Origin of the sequence: Sedimentimonas flavescens, from assembly GCF_019264375.1 — a bacterium.
GTDB lineage: Bacteria > Pseudomonadota > Alphaproteobacteria > Rhodobacterales > Rhodobacteraceae > Rhodobacter > Rhodobacter flavescens.
Genome location: NZ_JAHVAI010000010.1, coordinates 41,996 through 68,085, shown reverse-complemented (window position 1 = coordinate 68,085; position 26,090 = coordinate 41,996). Strand labels below are relative to the sequence as shown.

The 26,090-nt window shown below is 65.4% G+C and carries 30 protein-coding genes and 1 riboswitch; of the genes, 9 read left to right on the top strand and 21 right to left on the bottom strand.

Features of this window, described 5'->3' with window-relative positions; all coding sequences use genetic code 11:
* Window positions 1-59: 59 nt before the first annotated feature.
* A complete protein-coding gene (locus KTQ37_RS11040; RefSeq protein WP_218630571.1) occupies window positions 60-1,655 on the top strand; it encodes a DUF4139 domain-containing protein in 1,596 nt (531 codons plus the stop codon).
* 36 nt (window positions 1,656-1,691) lie between these two features.
* On the opposite strand, the gene KTQ37_RS11035 is transcribed toward KTQ37_RS11040, so the two are convergent.
* The gene (locus KTQ37_RS11035) at window positions 1,692-2,342 is read right to left on the bottom strand and encodes a carbonic anhydrase (protein ID WP_218630570.1); all 651 of its coding nucleotides are present in this window, start codon (window positions 2,340-2,342) and stop codon (window positions 1,692-1,694) included.
* Between the two features lie 284 nt (window positions 2,343-2,626).
* Here KTQ37_RS11035 and KTQ37_RS11030 point away from each other — a divergent pair, with 284 nt between their 5' ends.
* Window positions 2,627-4,033, top strand: coding sequence for a leucyl aminopeptidase family protein (locus KTQ37_RS11030; protein WP_236021187.1), 1,407 nt, complete (start codon window positions 2,627-2,629; stop codon window positions 4,031-4,033).
* Window positions 4,030-4,857: a C40 family peptidase gene (locus KTQ37_RS11025; RefSeq protein WP_218630569.1), complete on the top strand. Its 828-nt coding sequence runs from the start codon at window positions 4,030-4,032 to the stop codon at window positions 4,855-4,857. Before KTQ37_RS11030 ends, KTQ37_RS11025 begins: the two co-directional genes overlap by 4 nt.
* Here the strand turns inward: KTQ37_RS11025 and KTQ37_RS11020 are convergent.
* Window positions 4,854-5,201 carry a DUF2794 domain-containing protein gene (locus tag KTQ37_RS11020; RefSeq protein ID WP_218630568.1) on the bottom strand — a complete coding sequence of 116 codons (348 nt, stop codon included), beginning with the start codon at window positions 5,199-5,201 and terminating at the stop codon, window positions 4,854-4,856. The two genes, KTQ37_RS11025 and KTQ37_RS11020, sit on opposite strands and share 4 nt — an antisense overlap.
* A gap of 291 nt (window positions 5,202-5,492) precedes the next feature.
* On the opposite strand from KTQ37_RS11020, the gene KTQ37_RS11015 reads away from it, so the two are divergent.
* Complete coding sequence (locus KTQ37_RS11015; protein WP_218630567.1) at window positions 5,493-5,927, top strand: c-type cytochrome; 435 nt, start codon at window positions 5,493-5,495, stop codon at window positions 5,925-5,927.
* A gap of 6 nt (window positions 5,928-5,933) precedes the next feature.
* Here KTQ37_RS11015 and KTQ37_RS11010 read toward each other — a convergent pair whose 3' ends face one another.
* The gene (locus tag KTQ37_RS11010) at window positions 5,934-6,194 is read right to left on the bottom strand and encodes an I78 family peptidase inhibitor (protein WP_218630566.1); all 261 of its coding nucleotides are present in this window, start codon (window positions 6,192-6,194) and stop codon (window positions 5,934-5,936) included.
* A gap of 3 nt (window positions 6,195-6,197) precedes the next feature.
* The gene (locus tag KTQ37_RS11005) at window positions 6,198-6,533 is read right to left on the bottom strand and encodes a hypothetical protein (protein WP_236021186.1); all 336 of its coding nucleotides are present in this window, start codon (window positions 6,531-6,533) and stop codon (window positions 6,198-6,200) included.
* A gap of 76 nt (window positions 6,534-6,609) precedes the next feature.
* Here KTQ37_RS11005 and KTQ37_RS11000 point away from each other — a divergent pair, with 76 nt between their 5' ends.
* On the top strand, window positions 6,610-7,740 hold the full coding sequence (locus tag KTQ37_RS11000) for an S-(hydroxymethyl)glutathione dehydrogenase/class III alcohol dehydrogenase (protein ID WP_218630564.1): 1,131 nt from the start codon (window positions 6,610-6,612) through the stop codon (window positions 7,738-7,740).
* 60 nt (window positions 7,741-7,800) lie between these two features.
* Here KTQ37_RS11000 and KTQ37_RS10995 read toward each other — a convergent pair whose 3' ends face one another.
* From KTQ37_RS10995 to thiB, 3 genes are read right to left on the bottom strand one after another with little or no spacing between them, the layout of a single operon-like run.
* Window positions 7,801-8,496 carry a thiamine ABC transporter ATP-binding protein gene (locus KTQ37_RS10995; protein ID WP_218630563.1) on the bottom strand — a complete coding sequence of 232 codons (696 nt, stop codon included), beginning with the start codon at window positions 8,494-8,496 and terminating at the stop codon, window positions 7,801-7,803.
* Complete coding sequence (locus tag KTQ37_RS10990) at window positions 8,480-10,024, bottom strand: thiamine/thiamine pyrophosphate ABC transporter permease ThiP (protein ID WP_218630562.1); 1,545 nt, start codon at window positions 10,022-10,024, stop codon at window positions 8,480-8,482. The genes KTQ37_RS10995 and KTQ37_RS10990 overlap by 17 nt, the downstream gene beginning before the upstream one ends.
* Window positions 10,000-10,986 carry a thiamine ABC transporter substrate binding subunit gene (gene thiB / locus KTQ37_RS10985; protein ID WP_218630561.1) on the bottom strand — a complete coding sequence of 329 codons (987 nt, stop codon included), beginning with the start codon at window positions 10,984-10,986 and terminating at the stop codon, window positions 10,000-10,002. Before thiB ends, KTQ37_RS10990 begins: the two co-directional genes overlap by 25 nt.
* Window positions 10,987-11,022: 36 nt before the next feature.
* Window positions 11,023-11,133: riboswitch (TPP riboswitch) on the bottom strand.
* An 88-nt stretch (window positions 11,134-11,221) separates the two neighbouring features.
* Between thiB and aroC the strand changes: the two genes are divergently transcribed.
* From aroC to KTQ37_RS10970, 3 genes are all read left to right on the top strand, one after another.
* Window positions 11,222-12,322 carry a chorismate synthase gene (gene aroC / locus KTQ37_RS10980; RefSeq protein ID WP_218630560.1) on the top strand — a complete coding sequence of 367 codons (1,101 nt, stop codon included), beginning with the start codon at window positions 11,222-11,224 and terminating at the stop codon, window positions 12,320-12,322.
* A 60-nt stretch (window positions 12,323-12,382) separates the two neighbouring features.
* Window positions 12,383-12,988 carry a glutathione S-transferase family protein gene (locus KTQ37_RS10975; protein WP_236021185.1) on the top strand — a complete coding sequence of 202 codons (606 nt, stop codon included), beginning with the start codon at window positions 12,383-12,385 and terminating at the stop codon, window positions 12,986-12,988.
* Window positions 12,989-13,062: 74 nt separating this feature from the next.
* Window positions 13,063-13,692, top strand: coding sequence for a TetR/AcrR family transcriptional regulator (locus KTQ37_RS10970; RefSeq protein WP_218630559.1), 630 nt, complete (start codon window positions 13,063-13,065; stop codon window positions 13,690-13,692).
* Window positions 13,693-13,698: 6 nt separating this feature from the next.
* Here KTQ37_RS10970 and KTQ37_RS10965 read toward each other — a convergent pair whose 3' ends face one another.
* The 6 genes from KTQ37_RS10965 to KTQ37_RS10940 form a co-directional block, all read right to left on the bottom strand.
* Window positions 13,699-14,448 (bottom strand): NYN domain-containing protein, encoded by a 750-nt coding sequence (locus KTQ37_RS10965; RefSeq protein ID WP_218630558.1) that lies wholly within the window; start codon window positions 14,446-14,448, stop codon window positions 13,699-13,701.
* Window positions 14,449-14,580: 132 nt separating this feature from the next.
* Window positions 14,581-15,372 (bottom strand): cytochrome c1, encoded by a 792-nt coding sequence (locus KTQ37_RS10960; protein ID WP_218630640.1) that lies wholly within the window; start codon window positions 15,370-15,372, stop codon window positions 14,581-14,583.
* Window positions 15,373-15,387: 15 nt separating this feature from the next.
* Window positions 15,388-16,701 carry a cytochrome b gene (gene petB / locus KTQ37_RS10955; protein WP_218630557.1) on the bottom strand — a complete coding sequence of 438 codons (1,314 nt, stop codon included), beginning with the start codon at window positions 16,699-16,701 and terminating at the stop codon, window positions 15,388-15,390.
* A gap of 12 nt (window positions 16,702-16,713) precedes the next feature.
* Window positions 16,714-17,271 (bottom strand): ubiquinol-cytochrome c reductase iron-sulfur subunit, encoded by a 558-nt coding sequence (gene petA / locus KTQ37_RS10950; protein ID WP_218630556.1) that lies wholly within the window; start codon window positions 17,269-17,271, stop codon window positions 16,714-16,716.
* A gap of 260 nt (window positions 17,272-17,531) precedes the next feature.
* Complete coding sequence (locus KTQ37_RS10945) at window positions 17,532-18,251, bottom strand: response regulator (protein WP_218630555.1); 720 nt, start codon at window positions 18,249-18,251, stop codon at window positions 17,532-17,534.
* Complete coding sequence (locus KTQ37_RS10940) at window positions 18,251-18,751, bottom strand: MarR family winged helix-turn-helix transcriptional regulator (protein WP_218630554.1); 501 nt, start codon at window positions 18,749-18,751, stop codon at window positions 18,251-18,253. The genes KTQ37_RS10945 and KTQ37_RS10940 overlap by 1 nt, the downstream gene beginning before the upstream one ends.
* Window positions 18,752-18,904: 153 nt before the next feature.
* On the opposite strand from KTQ37_RS10940, the gene KTQ37_RS10935 reads away from it, so the two are divergent.
* Window positions 18,905-19,774 carry a branched-chain amino acid aminotransferase gene (locus KTQ37_RS10935; protein ID WP_218630553.1) on the top strand — a complete coding sequence of 290 codons (870 nt, stop codon included), beginning with the start codon at window positions 18,905-18,907 and terminating at the stop codon, window positions 19,772-19,774.
* Window positions 19,775-19,851: 77 nt separating this feature from the next.
* Here the strand turns inward: KTQ37_RS10935 and KTQ37_RS10930 are convergent, their stop codons facing one another.
* The 8 genes from KTQ37_RS10930 to KTQ37_RS10895 form a co-directional block, all read right to left on the bottom strand.
* Window positions 19,852-20,043, bottom strand: a complete 192-nt coding sequence (locus KTQ37_RS10930; protein ID WP_218630552.1) for a hypothetical protein — start codon at window positions 20,041-20,043, stop codon at window positions 19,852-19,854.
* 82 nt (window positions 20,044-20,125) lie between these two features.
* Window positions 20,126-21,085 (bottom strand): DMT family transporter, encoded by a 960-nt coding sequence (locus tag KTQ37_RS10925; RefSeq protein ID WP_218630551.1) that lies wholly within the window; start codon window positions 21,083-21,085, stop codon window positions 20,126-20,128.
* Window positions 21,086-21,157: 72 nt separating this feature from the next.
* Window positions 21,158-22,198, bottom strand: a complete 1,041-nt coding sequence (gene queG / locus KTQ37_RS10920; protein ID WP_218630550.1) for a tRNA epoxyqueuosine(34) reductase QueG — start codon at window positions 22,196-22,198, stop codon at window positions 21,158-21,160.
* A 64-nt stretch (window positions 22,199-22,262) separates the two neighbouring features.
* Window positions 22,263-22,928, bottom strand: coding sequence for an FtsZ-binding protein FzlA (fzlA, locus tag KTQ37_RS10915; protein WP_218630549.1), 666 nt, complete (start codon window positions 22,926-22,928; stop codon window positions 22,263-22,265).
* Window positions 22,929-22,983: 55 nt separating this feature from the next.
* Window positions 22,984-23,343: a TfoX/Sxy family protein gene (locus KTQ37_RS10910; RefSeq protein WP_218630548.1), complete on the bottom strand. Its 360-nt coding sequence runs from the start codon at window positions 23,341-23,343 to the stop codon at window positions 22,984-22,986.
* Entirely contained in the window at window positions 23,343-23,942 is a 600-nt protein-coding gene (gene recR / locus KTQ37_RS10905) for a recombination mediator RecR (RefSeq protein ID WP_218630547.1), read from the bottom strand. The genes KTQ37_RS10910 and recR overlap by 1 nt, the downstream gene beginning before the upstream one ends.
* A gap of 1 nt (window position 23,943) precedes the next feature.
* On the bottom strand, window positions 23,944-24,288 hold the full coding sequence (locus KTQ37_RS10900; RefSeq protein WP_218630546.1) for a YbaB/EbfC family nucleoid-associated protein: 345 nt from the start codon (window positions 24,286-24,288) through the stop codon (window positions 23,944-23,946).
* A gap of 10 nt (window positions 24,289-24,298) precedes the next feature.
* A complete protein-coding gene (locus KTQ37_RS10895; RefSeq protein WP_218630545.1) occupies window positions 24,299-26,068 on the bottom strand; it encodes a DNA polymerase III subunit gamma/tau in 1,770 nt (589 codons plus the stop codon).
* Window positions 26,069-26,090 lie beyond the last annotated feature (22 nt).

Here is a 26,090-nt window from a genome sequence, read left to right as displayed (position 1 = left end):
CTCTTGCTTTTGTGCTGCCCCCCGGTGACCCTGCGCGCAGGTATTCCGGGAGGCCCCGCATGAAATTTTCGCTCACCACCGTTTTGTTGCTGGCCGCCGCGCCCTCGGCGCTTCTGGCGGCCCCGGTCGAACACCCCGCCCAGATCAACGCCGTGACCCTCTTCCCCTGGGGCGCGCAGGTCAGCCGCAGCGTGACCGTGGCCGAGGGTGAAACCGAGGTGCTTGTGCCGAACCTGCCCGATGGCACCGATATCGCCTCGCTGCGCGTCAGTGGCGAGGGGGTGCGGATCGGCGCTGTCACCCTGATCGACGAGCGCCAGCCTGCAAGCGACGCGGTCACCTCGCCCGAGATCGAGGCCGCGCGCGCCGAGGTCGAGCGGCTGGAGGCTGCGCTGCTGACGGGCGAGGATGGCGTCGCCGCGATCCGGGCGCAGGCTCTGGCGGCGCAGGCGCGCGTCGCGTTCCTCAACAGGCTCGACACCGCCAATACCCCGCCCGAGCAGGTCGCCGCCCTTGCCGCGACAGTGGCCGAGGGGGTGCTGGAGGCCTCGCGTCAGGCGCTGACCGCTGAGGCCGAAGCGCGCGCGGCCGATCTGGCCCTGCGCCCCGATCGCGAGGCGCTTGAGCAAGCCCGCAAGGCGCTGGCCGCACTGGAACACCCCGCGCGCGACAGCGATGCCGTGCTGATGCAGGTCAGCGGCGCCGGGACGGTGACGATCACCACCTTCGTTTCCGATGCCGGCTGGCAGCCCGCCTATGATGTGCGTCTGGATCGTGCGCAGGGCGTGCTTTCGCTCGACCGTCTCGTGTCGGTGCGCCAGGCCAGCGGCGAGGATTGGAACGGTGTCTCCCTGACCCTTTCGACGGTGCGCCCGTCCGAACGCAGCGCGCCCTCGGAGCTGTGGCCCGAGTTCCTACGTTTTGGCCCGCCCGAGGAGCCGCGACAGCTTGCCAAGGTCGAGCGCGGCTATGCGATGGAGGCCGCACCCATGGCCGCAGCCGATGAGAGCCTGGTTGGCGCAGGCGCGCTTGAGATGGTCGGCGAGACGGTCACCTATCGCTATGACGGTGCGGTCGATATCCGCGATGGCGTCGAGGATCTGCGCCTGCAACTGGACCGGCTGGAATTGCCCGCCGAGGTGTTGGCCGAGGCGGTGCCGATGCTCGACCCCACCGCGTATCGCATCGCCGAGGCGCGCAATGAAAGCGGGCAGGTTCTGCTGCCCGGTCCGGCAACGCTTTGGCTCGATGGTGCGGTCATCGGCGCCACTCACCTGCCGCTGGTGGCGGCGGGGGCCGAGCTGCGCCTTGGCTTCGGGGCCATCGACGGGATGCAGCTACGCCGCATCGTCGAGCAAGCGCAGGAGGGCGACCGCGGGATGATCTCGAAATCCAACGAGCGCAACGAGACCGTGCGCATCGAGGTCGAAAATCTGACCGGCGAGATCTGGCCGGTGCGCCTGATCGACCGCGTGCCCTATGGCGAGCAGGAAGACCTTGAGATCAGCTACAGCGCTACGCCGAAAGCCACCGAGGAGAATTACGACGACAAGCGCGGCCTGCTGGCCTGGCGCTTCGATCTGGAGGCCGAAGCCAAGCAGACGGTCGATCTGGAGACCACGATCAGCTGGCCCGCGGGTCAGGTGCTGCGCTGAAATGAAACGGCCCCGCGTTGGCGGGGCCGTCAATCTTCAGAGCGCCTCGAAGATACCTTCTTCGGGCAGGAACTGGCTCAGCCCGCCTTCGCCGATGTCGTGCCACAGCCCGTGCAGGGTCATGTCGCCAGCCTCAAGCGCGGCCTGCACGAAGGGGAAGGTCATCAGGTTTTCGAGGCTGATGACGACCGCCTGTTTCTCAAGCGCATTGACCTGCTCGGCCTCGGGCAGTTCCTTGACGCGCTCAAACCCCGGGCGCAGCAGGTTCAGCCAAGCGCCCACGAACGAGGTCTTCTCCTCAAGCTCGGGGGCCTTGCCAGTGCACATCGCATGACAACCCGCAACGCCGCCGCATTGCGAATGGCCCAGAACGATCAGATGCGAAACCTTGAGCGCGCGCACGGCATATTCGACCGCCGCCGAGGTGCCGTGGTGATCACCGTCCGGGTTATAGGGCGGCACGAGGTTGGCGATGTTGCGATGCAGGAAGAACTCGCCCGAGTCCGCGCCGAAAATCGAGGTCACATGGACACGCGAGTCGCAGCAGGAGATCAGCATTGCGCGGGGATGTTGCCCGCCTTCGGCAAGACGGCGATACCAGGAGCGATTTTCATTGTAGGTGGTGGCCTTCCACCCTTGAAAACGCTGAACGAGGTAGTTGGGCAGTGGCCGCACGTGTTCCTTCATTTTCGTCCCTTTCCGATGGCTGCAGATACATAGGGGCGGGGATTTTGATTTTCGAGAGGATTCTTGTGCTGTTCAACAGAATTTTTTGGCGCGGGCGCGGTGTAACTTGAGGCGTCGCCCTGGGTCTGTGGGGTCGAGAAAGCGGCATATGGCGGCTGGATCGGCTGCGCCGCTTGTGCGCCCGGCTGGGGCATCTGCCCGGCGGGGCGGGCACGGGCTAGGGCCTTGCGGATGGCGGCGTCCGCGCTAGGGTGGCCCAAAGGCCGCCTTATCCGGAGACCCCGATGACCGCCCTGCCGTTCTTGCCCGACCGTCCCGAGATGCGCTTTGCCCCGACAAATGCGGCCAGCCTGCCGCTTTGGCTGTGCGAGGGTGACGTCCGCCCCGAGGTTCTGACACCCGCGCAAAGCGCATGGGCGGCCGCGCAGGGCTTTACCGGGGCCTTGGGGCAGCTCTGCCTGTTGCCAGCCGAAGGTGGCGCGGTTGAAGGGGCGCTATTCGGTATCGGTAGCGCCGCAAAGCGCGCGCGCGGGCGGTTTGCTGTGGCCGAGGCGGCAAGCGCCCTGCCCGAGGGCAATTGGCGGATCGAGGGGCTGTCCTCCGACGCAGAGGCCGAGGAAGCGGCGCTTGGCTGGTTGCTGGAAGGCTATCGCTATCGGCGCTATGCGGCAGGTTCGACCCCGAAGGCGCGGCTGGTCTGCCCCGAGGGCGTGGATGCCGCCCGGCTTGAGATCATCGCCGAGGGAGAGGCGCTGACCCGCGATCTGATCAACACCCCCGCCAATGACCTCGGCCCGGTCGAGCTTGAGGGCGCCGCGCGGGCACTGGCCGCGCGTCATGGTGCGCATGTGCATACGGTCGAGGGCGAGGCGCTTCTGGCGCAGGGCTTCCCGCTGATCCATGCGGTCGGGCGCGCCAGCACCCGCGCACCGCGGCTGATCGACCTGCGGTGGGGCGAGAGCGGGCCAGAACTGACGCTGGTGGGCAAGGGCGTGTGCTTTGACACTGGCGGGCTCGACCTCAAGCCCGCCGCCTCAATGGGCCTGATGAAGAAGGATATGGGCGGGGCGGCCACGGTGTTGGGCCTTGCACATATGATCATGGGACTTGGCCTGCCGCTGCGGTTGCGTGTGCTGATCCCGGCGGTGGAGAACGCGGTGGCCGGCGATGCCTTCCGTCCGCAGGACATCTACACCTCGCGCAAGGGATTGACCGTCGAGATCAACAACACCGACGCCGAGGGGCGGCTTGTGCTGGCCGATGCGCTGGCCCATGCCGATGAGGAGGCGCCCGACCTGATCTTGTGCATGGCGACGCTGACCGGGGCCGCGCGGGTCGCGCTTGGCCCCGATGTGCCGCCTTTCTACACCGATGACGACAATCTCGCCGGGGCGCTGGCGCGCGCATCCGTTCAGGTCGCCGATCCGCTCTGGCGGATGCCGTTCTGGGCGCCCTATGAGGCGATGATCGAGCCGGGCATCGCCGATCTGGACAACGCGCCCTCGGGCGGGATGGCCGGGTCGATCACCGCCGCGCTCTTCCTGCGCCGCTTCGTGACCGAGACCGAGCGTTTCGTGCATTTCGACATCTACGGCTGGCAACCTGCCGCAAAGCCCGGGCGGCCCAAGGGCGGCGTGGGGCAGGGCGCGCGCGCGATTCTGGCCGCGCTGCCCGAGGTGCTGGAGCTATGAGCGACCGCCGCCTGACCCCGTTTTCCGGCCGTGTCGCGCTCGAATCCCTGCGCGGGCAGGTCGAGGCTGCCGCCTTCACCAAGGGCGATGCCGCACGGCTGGCTTGTCCGGTGGCCGATCTGCTCGCCAGCCCCGAGGGGCTGCGTGACCGCCAGTTGCTGTTCGGCGCCGATCTGGTGGTGATTGACAGGCAGGGCGCGCATGTCTTCGTGCAATCGGTTGCCGATGGCTATTGCGGCTGGGTGGCGGCTGATTGCCTGGCCGCACCGCAGCTTGCCACGCATCGGGTGATCGCGCCCGCAACCCATGTCTATCGCGAGGCCTCGATCAAGCGCGGCGAGGAGATGCGCCTGTCACTGGGTGCGCGCGTGGCCGTTCTGGCGCAGGAGGGCGGCTTTGCCCGCACGCCCGAGGGGTTCATTCCGCTCCAGCACCTGCGCGCGTTGGACGATCCGCCCGCCGATCCGGTTACGCTTGCCGAGAGCCTGCTTGGAACGCCCTACCTGTGGGGCGGAAATTCGCGCGACGGCATCGATTGCTCGGGCCTAGTGCAGGTGGCGTTCCATGCCTGCAACCGTGCCTGCGCGGCGGATTCCGATCTGCAGCGGGCCGAGTTCGGTGCCTTCCTTTCGCCCGGCACCCCGCTGCTGCGGGGCGATCTGTTCTTCTGGCGCGGCCATGTCGCCATCGCGGTCTCGCCCGAGCGGCTGCTCCATGCCAATGGCCATACGATGAGCGTCGCCTATGAAGAGATCGGCGCGTGTCTTGCACGGATCGAAGCCGCGGGCGAGGGGACGTTCTACGGGAACAAGCGCCCCGCCTAGTCGATCGGGCGGATCAGCTTGCGTTCCAGCACGCGCAGCACCGTCGGCAGATCTTGCCCGCGCTTGAGGATCTGCCCGTCCATGCCCACGACCGCATACATCCCCTGTTTGTTGCGCAGCGCGGGGCGCTTTTCGATACGGTAGATCGGATGCTCGGCCGCGCGGCGAAAGATCGAGAAAACCGCCATCTCGCGCAGGAAGCTCATGGCGTAGTCGCGCCATTCGCCTGCCGCCACCATGCGCCCATAGACTGACAGGATGGCCCCCAGTTCGGCCCGATCGAAGGCGACCTGCTCGGGGGCAGGGCGCGGGCCGGGGAACGGGGTCGGCGGCTGCATGGTCATGTCAGAATGGTGACACCGGGCCTGCGCCAAATCAACCCTCGCGCGCAGGGGGCGGTTGCTGGTCGCGAAATTGCCACGGAATCTTCGCGGTCTCGCCCGGGCGTGCACCCCAAAGCTGCCGTGTTTGCGGGCGAGATTGGGGATAGCGGAAATCGCTAAGTCCCCGGCAGGGCGGTCAACAGCCCCCACCGTTCGCCCTGCCGGGGCGCATCACAGGCATTTTTGCGCCCGGCGATTGCCCTTGGCCGCGTTTCGTCCCATCCTGCGCCCATTGCTGCTACGGAGGCCCGCGTGAAACCGACCCGCCTGACGATTGCCCTGGGGCTGATGCTTGTAGCTGGCGTCGCCCTTGCCAAGGAAGATCCGACCAATCCGGCGGTGCTCAAGCGCGTGCAGGTCATGCGGGCGATGAAGGCGCAGGTGACGATCCTGGGCGACATGGCTGCGGGCAAGGTGCCCTATGACGCCGCGCTGGCCGAGGAAACCGCGGCGGCGTTTTCAACGACCGCCGACCTGATCCCCGTGGTGTTCGATGCCGAGGAGGACGATCCGGCCTCGGATGCGCTGCCCGACATCTGGTATTACCGGGGCGAGTTCAACCAGAAGGCCGACCGGCTTTACAAGGCCGCTATCGGCCTCGACTGGAAAAGCGCGCGCGGCCTTGCGGCCTCGATGAACGCGGTGAATGCGGCCTGCAAGGATTGCCACGGCCGCTTCAAGATGTAACCGCGCTCAGTTGCACTCGATCTTTTCGATCTTGCCGCCCGCGTCGATGTGGAAATTCAGCCGGTTCGGCTGGAAGTCCATGGTGACCATATCGCCGGGATGTATGACGCGCACGGGCACGGCGAAGGTCATGGTTTCCAGAACGGTCTCCGATTGCCCGATGAGCGCCTGATGATCGGCTGCGGTGCAGTCGGTCGGCGCCGGTTCCTCGGGCGAGCACGCCGCAAGGGCGGACACGAGCATCAGGCTTGAAACGATGTTACGCATGGCTCAACCACAATCGATGTTGAAAATGTTGCCCGCCGCATCCAGGCGGAAGACGATACGCTGCGGGTTGTATTCCTGGGGCTCAATGCCGCGCCATTCCACAACGTTGACCGGGCGCGTGATGCCGAGCGTCGGGATGATCGCGCCGGGCTGGCCGAGCGCCGAGATGTAATCGACTGCCTGGCAGGTGTCGGGTTCGCGCTGCTCAAGCCCGCCGGTCTGCGTGACGGCGGGGGTCATATAGGGCGCCGGCATGACCGGCGGGGCCTCTTCGATCGGTTCGGACTGGCAGGCCGCCAGCGTCAGCGCCGCGACCGTCATGACGGTAATTCTGAGCATCATGTCGCACCTATTCTTGCGTTTGCCCGGGCAATACCACAGGCTTTGTCAAAATCTATACTAGGAGGAATTGCCGATGAGAACCCGTGCCGCCGTTGCCGTTGCCCCCGGGAAACCGCTTGAAATCATGGAAGTGAACCTTGAAGGACCGAAGGCTGGCGAGGTTTTGGTGGAAATTAAGGCCACTGGCATTTGCCATACTGACGAATTCACATTGTCGGGAGCCGATCCGGAAGGCCTGTTTCCGGCGATTCTGGGCCATGAGGGCGCGGGAATCGTGCTTGAGGTCGGCGAGGGCGTGACCACGCTCAAGCCCGGCGATCATGTGATTCCCCTCTACACGCCCGAGTGCCGCCAGTGCCCGAGCTGTCTGAGCCAGAAGACGAACCTGTGTACCGCGATCCGCGCAACGCAGGGCCAAGGCCTGATGCCGGACGGCACGACGCGGTTTTCCATGCTCGATGGCACGCCGATCTATCACTACATGGGCTGCTCCACCTTCGCCAATCACACGGTGATGCCCGAGATCGCGCTGGCCAAGATCCGCGACGACGCGCCCTTCGACAAGGTCTGCTACATTGGTTGCGGCGTGACCACCGGTATCGGCGCGGTGATCAACACGGCCAAGGTCGAGATCGGTGCCAAGGCTGTGGTCTTCGGTCTGGGTGGGATCGGGTTGAACGTGATCCAGGGTCTCAAGATGGCCGGGGCCGACATGATCATCGGCGTCGATCTGAATGACGGCAAGCGCGAGATGGCCGAGCATTTCGGCATGACCCATTTCGTGAACCCCTCGAAGATCGAAGGCTCGGTCGTGCAGCATATTGTCGATCTGACCAAGACCCCCTTCGATCAGATCGGCGGGGCGGATTACTCGTTCGACTGCACCGGCAATGTGAAAGTGATGCGCGATGCGCTGGAATGCACGCATCGCGGATGGGGCGTATCGGTCATCATCGGCGTCGCGCCTGCGGGGGCCGAGATCCAGACCCGTCCGTTCCAACTGGTGACGGGCCGGGTATGGAAGGGCACGGCCTTTGGCGGTGCACGCGGGCGCACCGATGTGCCGGGGATCGTCGATTGGTACATGAACGGCAAGATCGAGATCGACCCGATGATCACTCACACCATGCCGCTCGAGCGGATCAACGAGGCCTTCGATCTGATGCACAAGGGTGAATCGATCCGGGCGGTGGTGATTTACTGAGGCCAAGGCCGGGGGCTGTCTGCCCCCGGACCCCCGAAGGTATTTCGGCCAAGAAGAATCTCAGGGGCCGAGATAGGCCCTGAGGACCTCGGGTGGGTTATTCAGCAGGCTTTCGGTCGGTTGGGGCGGGAGGGCTGTGCCATCCGCCACGAGGATCGTGTCGGGGCAGAGCGTGCGGGCGTCGTCGGGGTCGTGAGAGACCATGAGGACGGTTGTGCCCTGTTCGGCGGCGATTTCGGCCACGAGGGCGAGCATCTCGGCCTTGAGTGCCGGGCCGAGGGCGGCGAAAGGCTCATCGAGCAGCAGGAGTGGGCGCGCGCGCAGGAGTGCGCGGGCCAGTGCGACGCGCGATTGCTGACCGCCCGAGAGGGATGCAGGTTTGCGGTTTTCCAACCCTTGCAGGCCGGTACGGGCCAGGGCCTGTGTGATCCGGGCATGGTCGGTGCGGCTGAGGCGCAGCTTTGGGTCGATGCCGAGGCCGAGGTTCTGCGCGACGCTGAGGTGCGGGAACAGGTTCTGGTCCTGGAAGAGGATCGAGAGCGGGCGGCCGCCCGGCGACATCTCGGTCAGCTCGGTACCGTTCCACAGGATGCGCCCGGCGGTAGGCTGGATGAAGCCTGCGATGGTCGAGAAAAGCGTTGATTTGCCTGCCCCCGAGGGGCCCATCACCGCGACGCGCGCGCCGGTGGGCACTCTCAGGTCGGCGGTCAGCGAGAACTCGCCCTGTTCGATGCGCAGCTTATCGAGGGTCAGCATGGTGTCCGATCCGGTCGCAGGCCCAGAAGAGGGCGAAGGTGAGGGCCATGAGCAGGCAGGCGGCGGCGGCGGCCTGATCCATTCGATAGGCGCCCATCAGCTGAAAAAGCGCAAGGGGAAGGGTTTGCGTGCGGCCATCCGAGAAGAGCGTGATGACCCCCAGATCGCCCATCGAGAATGCCGCCGCGATCCCCGCAGAGAACCCCAGTGGGCGGGCAAGGCGCGGTAGCGTCAGGTAGCGCAGGCGGGCAAATCCGCTCAGGTCAAGCGAGGCCGCCAGCCGGTCATAGTCGTTTTGCAGGGTGCGGACCTCGGGCAAAAGGATACGCACCGCGAAGGGCAGGCTGAGCGTTGCGTTGGCGATGAGGGTGACGGGCAGCGTCAGGCTTGTGGGGTTCACGAAGGGTCGCGCGATCAGGAAGAGGCCGGTGCCCACGACCAGAGCCGAGGCGGCCATGGGCAGCATCGCAGCGGTCTCGGCCCAACGGTGGCGGGGGGCGGCCAGCGCGAGCGGCAGGGCAAGCGCCAGCGTCAGTGCGGTAGATGCGCCAGCGAGGGTGAGAGAGATGCGCGTGGCGGCCCAGATCGAGGGCGGCAGATCGGTCAGCGCGGGCAGGCCGCGTGCCATGATCGCGCCGATGGGCAATAGCAGGAACGCCGTTGCCGCCGAGATCGCCAGCCCGTCCTGCATCCGCAGGAGCGCGCCCTGCCCAAGCGGCGCGGCCAGCGGGCGGTCAAGGCCCGCGCCGAAGCTCTCGCCCCGGGTGATCCAAGCGGTGAGGGCAAGCGCAGCGACGCAGATCGCCACCTGCACCAGCGCCAGCGAGGCCGCGCGCCCAAGGTCGAAATCGAAGCGGAAGGCCTGATAGATCGCGACTTCGACCGTGGTGGCGCCGGGGCCGCCGCCCAGGATCAGCGCGACGGCAAATGACGTCAGGCAGACGAGGAAGATCGCAAGGTAAGCGCCGGGCAGCACGCTGCGCAGCATCGGCCATTCGAGATGGCGCTGGATCTCGGGCGGGCCAAAGCCGAGCGAGGCGGCAAGGCGCAACCGCTCGGACGGGATCGCCTGCCAGCCATGCAGCACCATGCGCGTGGCCAAGGGTAGGTTGAAGAAGACATGGGCAAGGATGACCCCATGCGCGCCGTAGATCGAGAACTCGGGCAGGCCGAGCCCGCCAAGTGCGGCGTTGACCATGCCGCGCCGCCCGAAAATTGCGATCAGCCCGATCACCGCGACCACCGTCGGCAGGATGAAGGGCGCGCCGAGCAGCGAGATCAGCAACCCGCGCCCGGTGAAGCGGCGCCGAAACAGCGCGCGGGCCACGGGCAGGGCCAAGAGGCATGAAAGCGCGGCTGAAACCGTCGCCTGCCAGAGCGTGAACCACAGCGCGGAGAGATCCCCCCCGCGCAAGCCGCCAAAACCCCCGGCGCGGATCGTCACCGCGCCGAGGGGAACCAGCACCAGCGCCGCGACCAGCGTGGCGGCCAGTGCGGGCCAGATCAGTGCGCGAGCGCCGCTTCCCATTCCGCCAGTGCCGGGACACGCAGGGCCTCGGCCTCATCCTCGGGATAGAAGAAGGTCTTTTCCGGGCGCGGCAGGGCGGCGAAGCCCTCGGGCAGGAAGCCCTCTTTGATGACGGCCGGATAGGACCAGTTCGCGGTGGCGATCATGCCCTGGAATGCATCTGACAGGATGTAATCCATGAAGGACTGCGCCAACTCCGGCGTGTCGGTCGTCTTTATCTGCGCGGCGACCTCGGTCATGAAGTAATGCCCCTCGGGGAAGATCGCGGCGACCTTGCTGTCATCCTCTTCGGCGATGATGTGATAGGCGGGCGAGGTGGTGAAGCTGAGCACCATATCGGCCTCGCCATCGGTGAAGAGGCCATAGGCCTCGGACCAGCCGGGTGTGACGGTCAGGATCTTGGGGGCAAGCTTGGCCCAAGCCTCACCGGCCTGATCGCCATAGACCGACTTGACCCAGAGCAGAAGCGCCAGACCCGAGATCGAGCTGCGCGGATCCTGAATGGCAATCTTGTAGGCATCGTCCGGGGCATCCAGCAGCTCCTGGAAGGAGGCGGGAGGGTTGGCGAGCTTGGTCTTGTCGTAGATGAAGGCCGTCTCGCTCCAGTTGAAGGGCAGGAAGGTGTCGTCATCCCACGCGATCGGCAGGGTCAGGGCCGAGGTGTCTTCGTTATGCGGCGCAAAGAGGCCGGTCGCACGGGCGCGCGCCAGAACGTCGGTGTTCAGCCCGATCACTACATCGGCCTCGGTCTTGTCGCCTTCGAGCAGAACGCGCGGCAGCACGTCGCCCGCCACGAATTGCAGATCGCAGGCGCAGACCTCTTCAAAGCCCTTCTCGATGGCAGGCCCCGGCCCCCATTCGCTGGTGAAATACTCGGGCGCATAGACAGTGAGCACGGGCTTTTCGTCGGCCAGCGCCGGGCTGGCAGCCAAAAGACCCGCAAGCATCAGAGTTTTCTTCATCTCGTCCTCCAAAGCCGACGGGCGGAGTCGGGGCCGGGACGAGCCGGAAACCTTCCCTCCGCCGGTCTTAACCGGTTCAGGTTCAACGGGTTCGCATAGCGCATCTCAGCTTGGGCAAAACCGCCCACAGCACCCCGAGGTAGCGCGCAACATAGGGCAAAGCGCGCTTCCCGCAAGGGAAATCGCTTGAGTGTGGCCCGCCGCGCCTTTATCCGAGGGCCAAAGGAGAGCCGCCATGAGCTTCAACACCTTCGGTCACCTGTTCCGCGTCACCACCTGGGGCGAAAGCCACGGGCCCGCCCTTGGGGCCACGGTAGATGGCTGCCCTCCCGGCATCGAGATTACGGAAGAGTTCATCCAGGTCTTCCTCGACCGCCGCCGTCCGGGTCAGTCCAAGATGACCACGCAGCGGCAGGAACCCGATCAGGTGCGCATCCTCTCGGGCGTGTTCGAGGGCAAGAGCACCGGCACCCCGATTCAGCTGATGATCGAGAACACCGACCAGCGCAGCAAGGATTACGGCGAGATCGCGCGGCAGTTCCGCCCCGGCCATGCCGACATCACCTATCACCAGAAATACGGCATCCGTGACTATCGCGGTGGCGGGCGTTCCAGCGCGCGGGAAACCGCGGCGCGGGTGGCGGCCGGCGGTGTGGCGCAGGCGGTGCTCAGGGCGCTGGCGCCCGATCTGCGGATCACCGGCTATATGGTGCAGATGGGCGCCAAGCATATCGACCGCGCGCGCTTTGACCGCGACGAGATCCTGCGTAACCCGTTCTTCATCCCCGATGCTGCCGTGGTCGCCGAATGGGCAGACTATCTCGACGCGATCCGCAAGGGGCACAGCTCGGTCGGCGCGATGATCGAAGTGATGGCCGAGGGCTGCCCGCCCGGCCTCGGCGCGCCGATCTATGCCAAGATGGACAGCGACCTTGCTGCCGCCATGATGACGATCAACGCCGTGAAGGGTGTCGAGATCGGCGAGGGCATGGCTGCCGCCGCGCTGAGCGGCATCGAGAATGCCGACGAGATCGTCATGGGTCCGAACGGCCCCGAGTATCTGTCGAACCACGCAGGCGGCATCCTTGGCGGGATCACCACTGGCCAGCCCATCGTCGTGCGCTTCTCGGTTAAGCCGACCTCGTCGATCCTGACGCCGCGCCGTTCTATCAACACGGCGGGCGAAGAGGTTGAGGTGATCACCAAGGGCCGCCACGACCCCTGCGTGGGCATCCGCGCCGTGCCGGTGGCCGAGGCGATGATGGCCTGCGTGATCCTCGATCACCTGCTGCTGGATCGCGCCCAGACCGGTGGCGTGCGCGGCCGCATCGGCTGATCTCTCGCGGGCGGGCCGGTTCTGTGCGATGCTCTGCCGACCAGAGTCGGGAGGCCGATCATGATCCTTTATCACGCGCCGCGTAGTCGTTCGTCCACCATCGTTGCGCTGATCCATGAGCTTGGCGCCACGGACCGGGTCGAGATCCGCCCGGTTTCGATTCCGCGACAGGATGGCTCGGGCGGGCGCGACCCGCTGAACCCGCACCCCGAGGGCAAGGTTCCCTATCTCGTCACGCCCACCGGGCCGGTGCGCGAACGCGGCGCCATCGTGCTGAGCCTGTGCGAGGCCTTCCCTGAGGCCAGCCTTGCCCCGGCCCCCGGCGAAGCGGGGCGGGGGGAGTTCCTCTCGTGGCTGTTCTACTACCAGGGCGTGATTGAACCCGTGCTGGTGGGGCAGGTGATGGAGGTCGATCATCCGGTTTTTCGCGCCACGTTCCGGGGCCCGGCCGAGATGGCCGACACCCTGCGCGCCGCGCTGGAGAAAGGCCCCTACCTGATGGGCGAGCGCTTCACCGCAGCCGATCTGCTGGTCTTCTCGCCCTTCGGCTGGTTCCCGCAGATCATGCCCGACGTGCCGGTCATCCGCGACTGGGTGGCGCGGGTCATGGCGCGCCCCTCGCTGCGCGCCGTCGCGGAATGGGACGAGCAGTTGATCGCAGGCTGATCGCCCGGCCTTGCCCCGGCTGAACTGCACGGTTTATGTTGGGCCGTCCGGCGCGTGGCCGGAACGGAGGACCCATGGCCGAGGCAGAGACCAAACCGAAGATCCGCAAGGGCCGCAAGTTCGCTCAGGTGCTGGACGGTGCACGCACGGTCTTTCTGCGCGACGGGTTCGAGGGGGCCTCGGTCGATGACATCGCGCGCGAAGCAGGCGTTTCGAAAGCCACGCTCTACAGCTATTTCCCCGACAAGCAGCTTCTGTTCATGGAAGTCGCCAAGACCGAATGCGCGCGGCAGGCCGATGAGGCCGTGGAACTGATCCACCGACAGGCCCCGGTGCGCGATGTGCTGCGCTTTGCCGCCGAGAAGATCATCGCCTTCATGTCCTCGGATTTCGGGCGCGGCATCTTCCGCATCTGTGTCGCCGAAAGCGACCGCTTCCCGCAGCTTGGGCATGAATTCTACCACTCCGGCCCGATCATGGTGCGCGAGCGGCTGGTGGACTACCTGCGCGAGGCTGCAAGCCGGGGCGAGCTGGTGATCGAGGATTTTGAGCTGGCCGCAGACCAGTTCGCCGAGCTGTGCAAGGCAGACATCCACGCACGGCTGATCTTCGGCGTCGACAGCTGCTGTGCGCCGCGCGACGTAAAGCGCACGATCGACGGAGCCATCGAGATGTTCATGGCCCGCTACGGGGCTGCGCGCTGAGCGCCCTCAGGCCTTGTCGCGCACGATCAGGTGGTTGCCCGGGCCCTGTTTGACTTCGAAACGGCCGGTCTTCTTGAGCAGATCCGAAAGCTTCGCCGCGCCATAGGTGCGGGTGTCGAAGTCGGGATGCGACAGGGTGATGAACTGCCCCAACTGCCCAAGCGAATACCATTCCTCCTCTAGCCCGATGCGCTTCATCGCGGCGACGACGATGGGGATGGCCTTCGAGGGCGGCAGCTTCGTCGTTTCGCTGCGTGGCGGCTCGGTGGCCGGGGTGCCGGGTTCCGGCGGCGAGGTGTCGGCTGGCGCGTTCTCGGCGCCGAGGTTCTCGACATAGATGAAGCGCTTGCAGGCGTTACGGAAGGCCTCGGGGGTCTTCTGCTCGCCGATGCCATAGACATCCAGCCCCTGCTCGCGGATACGCGAGGCGAGGCGGGTAAAGTCGCTGTCAGACGAGACCAGCACGAAGCCGTCGAACAGCCCCGAGTGCAGGAAATCCATCGCCGCGATCACCAGGCCGATGTCCGAGGCATTCTTACCCCTGGTGTTCGAGAACTGCTGATCGGCGACCATGCCAAGCGCGTTGACCTTTTTCGCCCACCCGGTCAGCCGGGCCGAGGACCAGTCCCCATAAATCCGGCGAACCGAAGCCTCGCCCAGACCCGAGATCTCTTCGAAGATGGATTCGGCATAGCTTGCGGGGACATTGTCGGCGTCGATCAGGACGCACAGACGGGGGGCGCGAGTGGCGGGCATGAGGTCTCCTTGAATTGGGGGCATCGTAGGTCATTGCCGCAGGCGCTGCCATGGGAAAGCAACCGCGCGAGTGCGGAAACGAAAACGCGCCCCCGAGGGGGCGCGTTTCCTTTCAGTCGATCGCCTGAGGGATCAGGCTTTCTTACCCTTGTACGGCGCCCAGAGGCGCTTGTTGCTCAGGTAGAGCAGGACGGTCAGCAGGCCCAGAAGCATGACGGCGGTGAAGCCCATGTTCTTGCGGCCCATCAGCTTGGGTTCGGCGGTCCACATCAGGAAGGCCGAAACGTCCTCGGCCATCTGCTCGACAGTCGCCGGGGTGCCGTCTTCATACTCGACCAGATCTTCCGAGAGCGGCGGGCTCATCGCGATCCAGCCACCCGGGAATGCGTGGTTCTCATAGAAGAACGAACCCGCTTCCTCTTTTTCCTCGCCGCTGAAGCCGGTGAGGATGGCGCTGATATACTCGGGGCCACCGATGCCGCGGACAAGCTGGTTGATGCCGGTGCCGTAGGGGCCGTGGAAGCCCGCACGAGCCTTCGCCATGAGCGACAGGTCCGGTCCCATGCCCTCGCCCTGGCGGGTCGGGAACATGTCGGTTTCCTTGCGCGGACGCGGCTCGCCGGTGTCCTTGTCGATGGCCTCGTCGAGTTCGGCCGCGAAGGCACGCACCCAGTCGGGGTTCATCTGCGGGCCGCCCTCATCCGCAAGCGAGCGGATCGGGACGAACTTGAGCCCGTGACAGCCGGCGCAGACCTCACGGTAGACCTGGAAGCCACGGCGCAGCTGCTGCTGGTCGTAGCGTCCGAAGGGCCCTTCGAACGAGAAGGCGATATCTTCGATATGCCCCTCGCTGCCCGCGGCAAAGGCCGAACCGGCGCCAAGCACGAGCGCGGAAACGGCAGAGATCAGAAGTTTTTTCATGATTTCAGGTCCTGTTTCTTACTCGGCCGGGTTGCCGTAGTGGTTGTTGAAGTCTTCTTCGACCGTGGCCGGCATCGGCAGCGGCTTTTCGATGATGCCCAGAAGCGGCAGGATCACGAAGAAGTAGGCGAACCAGTAGGTCGCGCCGATCAGCGAGATGTAGGGGTAGATCCCGTCGGTCGGCATCGCGCCAACCCACATCAGCACGACGAAGTCGATCGCCAGCAGCCAGAACCACCACTTGAACATCGGACGGAACTGACCCGAGCGGACTTTCGAGGTGTCCAGCCACGGAGCCAGGGCCATCGCGATGATCGCGCCGAACATCGCGATAACGCCGAAGAACTTCGCGTCAACGATGCCGAAGGTGATCTTGTTGACCAGGATCACCGCCCAGACGTCGGCCGTGAAGGCCCGCAGGATCGCGTAGAACGGCAGGAAGTACCATTCGGGCACGATATGCGCCGGGGTCGAGAGCGGGTTCGCCTCGATGTAGTTGTCCGGGTGGCCGAGGTAGTTCGGCATGAAGCCGACGACCGCGAAGAAGATGGTCACGACGAGCGCGAGCGCGACGAGATCCTTCACCACGAAGTAGGGCCAGAAGGGCAGGGTGTCTTTCTGGGCTTCGGCTTTCGAGCCGCGACGCACCTCGACACCGGCCGGGTTGTTGTTGCCCGTGGTGTGGAAGGCCCAGATGTGAACGGCGACGAGGGCCGCGATCACGAAGGGCAGCAGGTAGTGCAGCGAGAAGAAGCGGTTGAGCGTGGCGTTGTCCACGGCCGGTCCGCCAAGCAGCCAGTCCTGGATCGCGGGGCCAACGCCCGGAATCGCGCCGAAAAGACCGGTGATAACGGTGGCGCCCCAGAACGACATCTGGCCCCACGGCAGCACGTAGCCCATGAAGGCGGTGCCCATCATCATCAGATAGATCACCATGCCGACGATCCAGGTCACTTCGCGCGGGGCCTTGTACGAACCGTAGTAGAGGCCGCGGAAGATGTGGATGTAGACGGCAAGGAAGAACAGCGAGGCGCCGTTGGCGTGCATGTAACGGATGGCGTAGCCGCCGTTCACGTCACGCATGATATGTTCGACCGAGGCGAAGGCCAGGTCGACATGGGGGGTGTAGTGCATCACCAGGACGATGCCGGTGACGATCTGAAGCCCGAGGCAGAAGGCCAGGACGATGCCCCAGATCCACCACCAGTTCAGGTTCTTCGGCGTCGGGATCATGATGGTGTCGTAAATCAGCGACACGATCGGCAGACGCGAATGCAGCCACTTCTCGATGCCCGTCTTGGGCTCGTAATGGTCGTGCGGAATTCCAGCCATTTAGCTTCTCCCTCAGCCCAGCAGGATCGTGGATTCATCGGTGAACTGGGCCACCGGAATATCGAGGTTGCGCGGCGCGGGGCCCTTGCGGATGCGGCCGGCGGTATCGTAGTGCGAGCCGTGGCAGGGGCAGAACCAGCCGCCGAATTCGCCAGCGTCGCCAAGCGGGACGCAGCCCAGGTGGGTGCAAACGCCCATCATCACCAGCCATTCGCCAGCGTCGTCGAGGGTGCGGTTCTCATCCGAGGCGTCAGCGCCCGGCTTGTTCGCATTCTCGGCCGACTGGTCGATGAGGGTGGTGACATCGACGGCGCGTCCGGCGTCGATTTCATCCGAGGTGCGGCGGCGGATGAACACCGGCTTGCCGCGCCATTTGACGGTCAGCTGGGTGCCGGGCTCGATGCCCGAGATATCGACGTAAATCGAGGCGAGCGCCTTGACGTCAGCCGATGCGTTCATCTGGTTCACAAGCGGCCAGACGGCCGCGCCCGCAACCACGGCGCCGGTGCCGGCGGTCGCGTAGTAGAGGAAATCCCTCCGGGTGCCTGCGTGATCTTCTGCGTGGGACACGTATCTTCTCCCTTCCCGGGCCTGAAAATCAGGCCGATACGACTTGCCGGGCCGCACTAAGTGCCGCCGAACATGGGGGGTTCTTTAGCAATCACAAACCTGTCAGTCCAGCAGACATTCACGTGCAGACGTGGCCAATTGCCGCGATGCAACAGTAGCTTGGGTGTTTTGCCGCAAATGGCGCGTATGTTTTGCGCAAACATTGCGAAAGCCCATGGCGCAAGGCGCTGAGGCCGCCAGTTCCCAGTTGCCGGTGCGACTCAGTCCGGGGCGAGCATGTATCCCAGCCCGCGAACCGTCTGCAGATAGCGCGGCTCGCGCGGGTCCGGCTCGATCTTGCGGCGCAGGCGGGTGATCTGGACGTCGACGGCGCGGTCGCCTGCGCCCTCGTCCGAACTGCCAGCCCGATCGCGGCCCAACTCGTCGATCAGTTCGGCGCGGCTGACGACCTCGCCGGAATGCGCGGCGAAGATGCGCATCAGCGCGACCTCGGTTGCCGTCAGGCGTACCGGCGCTTCGCCCTGCCACAATTCGCCCCGGTCCTGATCGTAGCGCAGCGGCCCGAGGCTGATGTATTTCGGTCCGGTCTGAATCTCGGTCGGGACGCGCCGCAGGATCGCGTTGATGCGCAGCAGCAGTTCTTTCGGCTCGAAGGGTTTTGCAAGATAGTCGTCGGCCCCGGCCTCAAGCCCCTCGATCCGCTCACGGGTCTCGCCGCGTGCGGTCAGCAGCAGAACCGGCGTGGCCACCTTGCGGGCGCGCAGGTCGCGCGTCAGGCTTAGCCCGTCCTCGCCCGGCATCATCACATCAAGCACGATCAGGTTGAATTCCAGCCCCGCCAGCAGCCGCCGGGCATGGGCGGCATCGCGCGCGGCGGTGACCAGAAAGCCGTTGCGAGCAAGGAATTTGTGCAAGAGCCCCCGGATGCGTTCGTCATCATCCACGATCAGCAGATGCGGAGAATTTGCCGTTCCGCCCATCAAGTGCCGTCCTTCATCATCTGGTAGTGTCGGCGCATCTCGAAATCCATCATCGCCTCAAGCACCTGGCGGAAGCCCGCGACGGCCTGCGGCCCGGCGGCGCGATAGGCCGCACGCATCCGCTCGCGCTGCGCGCCCGAGAGTTCGCGCTCCAGCGCCTCTCCCTTTTCGGTCAGGAACAGATGCCGCTCGCGCTTGTCCTTGCGGCCCACGCGGCTTTCGACCAGCCCATCCTCGATCAGCGTGCGCAGCACCCGGTTGAGCGACTGCTTGGTCACGCCCAGAACCGACAGGAGGGTCGTCACCGTCAGGCCGGGCTGACGGTTGATGAAGTGAATGGCACGGTGATGGGCGCGCCCATAGGCGTATTTCTCGAGGATTCGGTCCGGGTCGGCGGTGAAGCCGCGATAGGCGAAGAACATCGCCTCGATCCCCTTGCGCAACTGCTCGTCCGTCAGGAACAGCAGGGTCTCGCCTCCCTGCGTGCCGCTGTCTGCCATTGATCACCCTCTCTTTTCGGTGACTTTATGTCAGCGATGTTGACTTTCCAAGAATCAATTGCTACCGAAGCCCACAATTTGCGCAATATTATGTCCGAAGCGGACATTTTCTGCGCAATATTCGAAAAACCGGGTGATCCGAAGGAGGATAAAATGGCCGGGGCTTATGATGATCGCGATGGCTGGATCTGGATGGACGGTCAGATGGTGGAGTGGCGTAACGCCAAGGTCCACGTCCTGACCCACGCGCTGCACTATGCCTCATCCGTTTTCGAGGGCGAGCGCTGCTACAACGGCAAGATCTTCAAGAGCGTGGAACATTCCGAGCGTCTGCACCGCTCGGCCAACCTGCTCGATATGGAGATCCCCTACTCGGTCGAGGAAATCGAGAAGGCCAAGTACGACATGCTGGCCGCCAATGGCTGGAAAGACGCCTATGTGCGCGCGGTTGCCTGGCGCGGCGCGGGCGACGACATGGGTGTCTCGGCCAAGCGCAACCCGGTCCGTCTGGCTGTGGCCGGCTGGGAGTGGGGCAACTATTACGGCGACGCCAAGATGAAGGGCGCCAAGCTCGACATCTCGAAATGGCGCCGTCCCGACCCCAAGACGATCCCGTCCGAGGCCAAGGCCGCCGGTCTTTACATGATCTGCACCATGTCCAAGCACGCCGCCGAGGCCAAGGGCTGCTCGGACGCGCTGATGATGGATTATCGCGGCTATGTGGCCGAGGCGACCGGCGCGAACGTCTTCTTCGTGAAGAATGGCGAGGTGCATACGCCCAAGCCCGATTGCTTCCTCAATGGCCTCACCCGTCAGACCGTGATCCAGATGCTCAAGGAAAAGGGCGTCACCGTGCACGAGCGTCACATCGAGCCGGTGGAACTGGCCGGGTTCGAGCAGTGCTGGCTGACCGGCACCGCCGCCGAGGTCACTCCGGTGGGCCAGATCGGCGACTTCCACTTCGAAGTGGGTGCGCTGACCCGCGATATCTCGGAAAGCTATGAGCGTCTCGTGCGCGCCTGATGCACGAGAGCAGAAATGGAAAGGCGCGCCCCGGGGCGCGCCTTTTGCATTTCGGTCTCGCGAAGCTCGGAACGGGCTCAGACTGCGTCCTTCTGCTCGCGGTCGATGCGCAGGAACTCCTGAACCTTGCGCGGGCTGCGATCTGCCGCCCGCTGGTTCAGCTCTGCCACCGCGGGATGGATACCTTTCTTGCGTTCGATATCCACGAATTGCTCGGTCCGGGTGCCTTCGGCCTTCGGGGCAGCGTGGTCGGTAATATGACGGGTCATCTTGGCCTCCTCAGCTTGCTCAGTGAGGAACCCTAGCACAACTCAGCCGATTCTGCGACCGGACCGGCTGCCGCATCCGGACCTAGCCCTGTGGGGTCATTACCTTGCGCTGCGCCGCGCGCTTCAGGCCCAGTTGCCGCTCGCGCCAGATGATCATCACGCCCGCCAGGATGATCAGCGTGGCACCTGCCAACATCACCAGAGTCGGCACCTCGTCGAAGACGAAATAGCCGATCAGCAGTGCGAAGATCATCGAGGCATAGTCGAAGGGCGCCACGATCGAGGCATCCGCGTAGCGGTAGCTGGAGGTGAGCAGAATCTGCCCCACGCCACCCAGCAGACCCGTTGCGACCAGCAGCGCGGCCTCGGTGGGCGTCGGCATGACCCAGCCGAAGGGAATGGTGATCAGCGACAGCAGGGTCGAGGTGATCGAGAACCAGAAGACGATGGCCGAGGTCCGCTCGGTCGCGACAAGCTTGCGGATGAAGACCTGCGCCAGCGCGGCACATAATGCCCCCATCAGCACCAGCATCGCGCCAAGCGCCTCGCGGTGGCCAGACTCGCCCACCGCGCCAAGCCGGGGCGAGAGCACCATCAGCACGCCCGCCAGCCCAAGCGCAACGGCGGACAGGCGGAAGGCGCGCACCTCCTCTCCCAGGAACATCGCGGCGAAGATCACGACAAGCAGAGGGCTCGCATAGCCGATCGCGGTGACCTCGGGCAGCGGCAGCAGCACCAGACCGGCAAAGCCGAAGCCCATCGCCGAGGTGCCGACAACCCCGCGCCAGACATGACCCATCGGATTGGTGACACGCAGCCCCTGACCCAGTTCCCGCCGCCAGGCCAGCCAGCCTAGGATCACCGGAATCGCGAAGGCCGAACGGAAGAACACCGTTTCACCCGCCGGGATGGCGCCCCCGGTGGCCTTGATCAGCGCCGACATGACGATGAACACCAGCACCGAGACCAGCTTGAACAGGATGCCGGTCAGGGGCGAGTTCTGCAGGCTTGAAGCCGCCGGTATCGGGGTGCTCGGTTTCATGCAGCGACGGTAGCCCGGTTGTTTGCGAAGAAAAGCGGAAAGGCTGTATCCCTTACAATTCTGCGCGCCGGATCAGGGTGCCAGCCTCTCGGCTGCCCAACGAGCAGCATCCGCCACCGCCTCATCGGGGTCGTCCCGTAGCGCCAGTGCCAAGGGCCGCAGCGCTTCGTTCGCCGAGTTGCCGATCGCATAAAGCACGTTGCGCACCATCCGGTCGCGCCCGATCCGCTTGATGGGCGAGCCTGCGAATCGCGCACGGAAGGCGGCATCGTCCAGCACGACCAGTTCGGCGAGTGTCGGGGCGCCGATCCGGTTCTCATAGCCGATCTCGCGCGCTTGGGCGGCAAACTTGTTCCAGGGGCAGGCGGCCAGACAATCGTCGCAACCGTAGATCCGGTTGCCCAGATGCGGACGCAAGTCGGGATCGACGGGTCCCTTGTGCTCGATCGTCAGGTAGGAAATGCAGCGCCGTGCATCCAGGCGGTAGGGCGCCGGAAAGGCCCCAGTCGGGCAGGCGTCGAGACAGGCACGGCAATTCCCGCAATGGCTGACCTCGGGTTCATCGGGCGCCAGCTCCAGCGTCGTGAAAATCGCCCCCAGAAAGAACCAACTGCCCAGATCGCGCGCCAGCAGGTTCGTGTGCTTGCCCTGCCACCCAAGCCCCGAGGCCTGCCCAAGCGGCTTTTCCATCACCGGCGCGGTATCGACGAAAACCTTGATCTCGCCCTGAATTCCACGCCGCGTCGCTTCCTCAAGCAGCCAGCGCCCGACGCGCTTCAGCCGCTTCTTGACCAGATCGTGGTAATCCTTGCCCCGTGCATAAACGCTGATCGCCCCATGGTCCCGGTGCGCCACCGCCGCCATCGGATCCTCGTCGGGCGTATAGACCTCGGCCAGCATCACGACGGAACGCGCCTCGGGCCAAAGCGCCGCCGGGTCGCCGCGCCAGCCCATGCGCTCGGCCATCCAGCCCATCTGCCCGTGCATCCCGGCGTCAACGAAAGCCTCCAGCCGCCCCGCGATTTCGGGAACCGCATCGGGACGAGTCACGCGCAGCTTCGAAAACCCTTCCTCAAGGGCTTTCCTACTCAGCGCGGCTTTCAGATCCGTCACGGGGCCTTCCCTTCAATGTGGCGAAAATATCCCGGGGGTCCGGGGGCAGCGCCCCCGGTCGCGCTCAGAAATCCAGCTCGGCATATTGCGGCGAGGGCGGCATTCCCGGCAATTGATCGGCCAGCAAGGACCGGAAGGCCGGGCGCGACTTGATCTTGGCATACCAGTCCTTGACGGTCTCCGAGCGGTTCCAGTCCACGTCCGAGATATAGTCCAGACAGCTCAGATGCGCGGCCGCCGCGAAATCCGCCAGCGTCATGTTGTCCCCCGCCAGCCAGCGCCGCTGATCCAAGAGCCACCCCATGTAATCGAGGTGATACTTGATCGCGCCAAGCCCTTCCTTGACGGTCTTGCTGTCGGGATAACCCTTCTTCATGATCTTTTTCCAGACCCGCTCGCCCATCACCTTGCGGGTGACTTCCTCGTTGAACTTGTCGTCGAACCAGGCGCAGAGGCGGCGCACTTCATAGCGCGCCTCGGCGTCGCGCGGCATCAGGGGCGGCTGCGGAACGGTCTCTTCCAGGTATTCGCAAATCGCCTGGCTTTCGCTCATCACTCGGCTGTCGATACGCAAGACCGGAACTTTGCCCGCCGGATTGCGGCGCAGGAAATCGGGATGCTGTTCCCAGTAGCGCTCCTCGACCAGCTCGACCTCGATCTTCTTCTCGGCCAGCGTCAGCCGGACCTTGCGGCAAAAGGGCGAGAGCGCGACGTGATAAAGTCGGTTCATGAGGATACTCGGGTGAAACGGGTTTCTACCCTGATAGCGGGCGGGCGCGGGGCGTTCAATCCTTGCCGCCCGCTCCGCGCGCCTCTTGTCCGGATTTCCGCCGTTTCTTCTGCGCAGGCTCGGGCAGTGCTGCCTCCATGACCGCGATCAGGCCCTTCAGCCAGTTGGCGTCCTCCCACTGGTCCGCCTCAACCCGCCACCAGGGCTTTGCGCCGGGATAGGGAAAACCCGCGACCGGATCGCCAAGATAGGCGCTGGCCTCGGGGATCTGCCGCACGAAAAGCGCATCGTCACAGAGCAGCGCGACTGTCTTGCCGCCCGCATAGACGGCATATTCGCCGAACATGCGCCGCAGCCGGACCCGATCCCCCAACTGCTCCAACAGGAACTCGGCGGTTTCCGGGGATGTCGCCATCAGAAACTGCGCCGGGCGCGAAGCGCGGCCTGAATCGTGCCGTCGTCAAGGTAATCAAGCTCGCCCCCGATCGGCACGCCCTGCGCGAGGCTCGTGATCCGCAGATCGCGGCCCTCGAGCGCCTCGGCGATGTAATGCGCGGTGGTCTGCCCCTCGACCGTGGCATTGAGCGCCAGGATCACCTCGCGCACGCCCTCGGTGCCGACGCGCTCGATCAGCTTCGGGATGCCGAGTTCCTCGGGGCCGACCGCATCCAGCGCGCTCAGCGTGCCGCCAAGCACATGGTAGCGCCCCTTGAAGGCGCCGCCACGCTCCATCGCCCAGAGATCGGCGACATCCTCGACCACGCAGATCTCGCCGGTGGCGCGGGCCGGGTTCTCGCAGATGTCGCAGATAGCCCCGACCGAGATATTGCCGCAACGCGCGCATTCGCGGGCGGTCTCGGCCACATGGGCCATCATCTGCGCAAGCGGCGCCATCAACCCGGCGCGCTTGCGGATCAGATGCAGCACCGCGCGCCGGGCCGAGCGGGGCCCAAGCCCCGGCAGTCGCGCCATCAGCGCGATCAGCTCCTCGATCTCGTCGCGCGCGCCGCTCATCTCAGGTTGGCAGCGGCATGTCGGCAGGCAGGCCGAGTTCCTGAAGCAGCTTCTTCTGCTCTTCGATCTCGCGCAGTTTGGCCTTGTGCTGCGCTTCCTTGATCGCGGCCAGGATCAGATCCTCGACCACTTCCTTTTCCGAAGCCACGAGGATCGAGGGGTCAATCGACAGCCCGGTCAGCTCTCCCTTGGCCGTGGCGCTTGCTTGCACCAGCCCCGCACCGGATTCGCCCACGACGACGATCGTGCTCAGCTCTTCCTGAAGCGCCGCCATGCGCTCCTGCATATCCTTGGCGGCCTTCATCATCTTGGCCATGTCGCCCAGTTGGCCCAAGCCCTTGAACATCGTGTTCTCCTTAATTGTCCTCGAAAGGATCCCATTCGTCTTCGACCTCGGGCAGGGCTTCGGCCTGCTGCTCAAGAGCGATCTGTGCGGCGGTGGTGATATCGTCGAAGGCAGCCTTCGGGAAGGCCTCGAAAATCGCCGCAATCACCGGGTTCGAGCGCGCCTCGGCCTCGGCGGCACGGCGGTCGGCGTTGCGGATCTCGGCGATGGTTTCCGCGCCGCCCTCGGAGACGATCGAAACACCCCACCGCGCCCCGGTCCAGCCCGCAAGCCGCTGCGAGAGCGTTGCCGCCAGATCGCGCGGCGCGTCCTCGGTCGGCTGGAACTCGATCCGGCCGGGTGCGTAACGCACAAGGCGCACGCATTTCTCGACATCGAGCAGCAGCTTGACGTCGCGCATCCGGCTGATCAGTTCGACCACGTCTTCGAAGCGGGCAAAGCGCGCTAGTGCGGTTTCGGTCTGCGCGGCCCGCGCCACGGCCGCGTTGCCCGCCCGCGCAACAGGCGTGCCATAGATCCCGCGCATGGTTGCCCCGGCCATCGGCTCTGCCTGTGCGGTCGGCCCATTCCCCGGCCCGCCGCCCGGCGCCGATCCGCGCCCGGCCGAGCCGCCCGGCCCGGACTGGATCTTGCGCATCAGCGTCTCAGGGTCCGGCAGGTCGGCGACATGGGTCAGGCGGATGATCGCCATCTCGGCGGCCATCATCGCATTGGGCGCATTGGCGACCTCCTCGATGGCCTTGAGCAGCATCTGCCAGAAGCGGCTCAGCACCCGCATCGGGATCGCGGCGGCCAGCGCCTGACCGCGCGTGCGCTCCTCGGGCGGAACGGTCGGATCGTCAGCCGCCTCGGGCGTGATCTTGATGACCGAGACCCAATGCGTGATCTCGGCCAGATCGCGCAGCACCGCCATCGGGTCGGCCCCGTCGGAATACTGTGAGCCGATCTCGGTCAGCGCGCCCGCGGCATCGCCCTTGAGGATCATGTCGAAGAGATCGAGCACCCGCGCCCGGTCCGCGAGCCCCAACATGGCGCGCACCTGTTCAGCCGTGGTCTCGCCCGCGCCATGGGCAATCGCCTGATCCATCAGCGACATCGCATCGCGCACCGAGCCTTCGGCGGCGCGGGTGATCAGCGCCATCGCGTCGGGCGCAAGCCGCGCGCCTTCCTTCTCGGCTACGCGGGCCAGATGGGCCATCATCACCTCGGGCTCGATCCGCTTGAGATCAAAACGCTGGCAGCGGGAAAGCACCGTGACGGGAACCTTGCGGATCTCGGTCGTGGCGAAGATGAATTTGACGTGGGCGGGCGGTTCCTCAAGCGTCTTGAGCAGCGCGTTAAATGCGCTGGTCGAGAGCATGTGCACCTCGTCGATGATATAGACCTTGTAGCGCGCCGAGGCCGCCCGGTAATGCACGCTCTCGATGATCTCGCGGATGTCGCCCACGCCGGTGCGCGAGGCCGCGTCCATTTCCATCACATCGACATGGCGCCCTTCGGCGATGGCCTTGCAATGCTCACATTGCAGGCATGGCTCGGTCGTGGCGCCGCCCTTGCCATCGAGGCCAACGCAGTTGAGGCCCTTTGCGATGATCCGCGCCGTGGTGGTCTTGCCCACCCCGCGAACGCCGGTCATCACGAAAGCATGGGCGATCCGGTCTGCGGCGAAGGCGTTCTTGAGCGTACGCACCATCGCCTCTTGCCCGATCAGGTCGGAAAAGGTCGCCGGTCGATACTTGCGGGCCAGAACCTGATAGCCGGTCTCGGGCGTGTCGGACATGCGCGTCTCCTCTCGTCGCGCC

Bases quoted from the DNA above. Each gene is read 5' to 3' on its own strand.
- KTQ37_RS11025 (WP_218630569.1), top strand. From the start codon at position 4,030: ATGAGCGACCGCCGCCTGACCCCGTTTTCCGGCCGTGTCGCGCTCGAA.
- KTQ37_RS11020 (WP_218630568.1), bottom strand. From the start codon at position 5,201: ATGACCATGCAGCCGCCGACCCCGTTCCCCGGCCCGCGCCCTGCCCCC.
- KTQ37_RS10895 (WP_218630545.1), bottom strand. From the start codon at position 26,068: ATGTCCGACACGCCCGAGACCGGCTATCAGGTTCTGGCCCGCAAGTAT.
- KTQ37_RS11010 (WP_218630566.1), bottom strand. From the start codon at position 6,194: ATGCGTAACATCGTTTCAAGCCTGATGCTCGTGTCCGCCCTTGCGGCG.
- petB (WP_218630557.1), bottom strand. From the start codon at position 16,701: ATGGCTGGAATTCCGCACGACCATTACGAGCCCAAGACGGGCATCGAG.
- KTQ37_RS11005 (WP_236021186.1), bottom strand. From the start codon at position 6,533: ATGCTCAGAATTACCGTCATGACGGTCGCGGCGCTGACGCTGGCGGCC.
- KTQ37_RS11030 (WP_236021187.1), top strand. From the start codon at position 2,627: ATGACCGCCCTGCCGTTCTTGCCCGACCGTCCCGAGATGCGCTTTGCC.
- KTQ37_RS11000 (WP_218630564.1), top strand. From the start codon at position 6,610: ATGAGAACCCGTGCCGCCGTTGCCGTTGCCCCCGGGAAACCGCTTGAA.
- KTQ37_RS10990 (WP_218630562.1), bottom strand. From the start codon at position 10,024: ATGGGAAGCGGCGCTCGCGCACTGATCTGGCCCGCACTGGCCGCCACG.
- KTQ37_RS10925 (WP_218630551.1), bottom strand. From the start codon at position 21,085: ATGAAACCGAGCACCCCGATACCGGCGGCTTCAAGCCTGCAGAACTCG.
- KTQ37_RS10945 (WP_218630555.1), bottom strand. From the start codon at position 18,251: ATGGGCGGAACGGCAAATTCTCCGCATCTGCTGATCGTGGATGATGAC.
- KTQ37_RS10900 (WP_218630546.1), bottom strand. From the start codon at position 24,288: ATGTTCAAGGGCTTGGGCCAACTGGGCGACATGGCCAAGATGATGAAG.
- KTQ37_RS10940 (WP_218630554.1), bottom strand. From the start codon at position 18,751: ATGGCAGACAGCGGCACGCAGGGAGGCGAGACCCTGCTGTTCCTGACG.
- KTQ37_RS10995 (WP_218630563.1), bottom strand. From the start codon at position 8,496: ATGCTGACCCTCGATAAGCTGCGCATCGAACAGGGCGAGTTCTCGCTG.
- fzlA (WP_218630549.1), bottom strand. From the start codon at position 22,928: ATGAACCGACTTTATCACGTCGCGCTCTCGCCCTTTTGCCGCAAGGTC.
- KTQ37_RS10930 (WP_218630552.1), bottom strand. From the start codon at position 20,043: ATGACCCGTCATATTACCGACCACGCTGCCCCGAAGGCCGAAGGCACC.
- aroC (WP_218630560.1), top strand. From the start codon at position 11,222: ATGAGCTTCAACACCTTCGGTCACCTGTTCCGCGTCACCACCTGGGGC.
- KTQ37_RS10965 (WP_218630558.1), bottom strand. From the start codon at position 14,448: ATGCCCGCCACTCGCGCCCCCCGTCTGTGCGTCCTGATCGACGCCGAC.
- KTQ37_RS11035 (WP_218630570.1), bottom strand. From the start codon at position 2,342: ATGAAGGAACACGTGCGGCCACTGCCCAACTACCTCGTTCAGCGTTTT.
- recR (WP_218630547.1), bottom strand. From the start codon at position 23,942: ATGAGCGGCGCGCGCGACGAGATCGAGGAGCTGATCGCGCTGATGGCG.
- thiB (WP_218630561.1), bottom strand. From the start codon at position 10,986: ATGAAGAAAACTCTGATGCTTGCGGGTCTTTTGGCTGCCAGCCCGGCG.
- KTQ37_RS10910 (WP_218630548.1), bottom strand. From the start codon at position 23,343: ATGGCGACATCCCCGGAAACCGCCGAGTTCCTGTTGGAGCAGTTGGGG.
- KTQ37_RS10935 (WP_218630553.1), top strand. From the start codon at position 18,905: ATGGCCGGGGCTTATGATGATCGCGATGGCTGGATCTGGATGGACGGT.
- KTQ37_RS11040 (WP_218630571.1), top strand. From the start codon at position 60: ATGAAATTTTCGCTCACCACCGTTTTGTTGCTGGCCGCCGCGCCCTCG.
- KTQ37_RS10975 (WP_236021185.1), top strand. From the start codon at position 12,383: ATGATCCTTTATCACGCGCCGCGTAGTCGTTCGTCCACCATCGTTGCG.
- KTQ37_RS10970 (WP_218630559.1), top strand. From the start codon at position 13,063: ATGGCCGAGGCAGAGACCAAACCGAAGATCCGCAAGGGCCGCAAGTTC.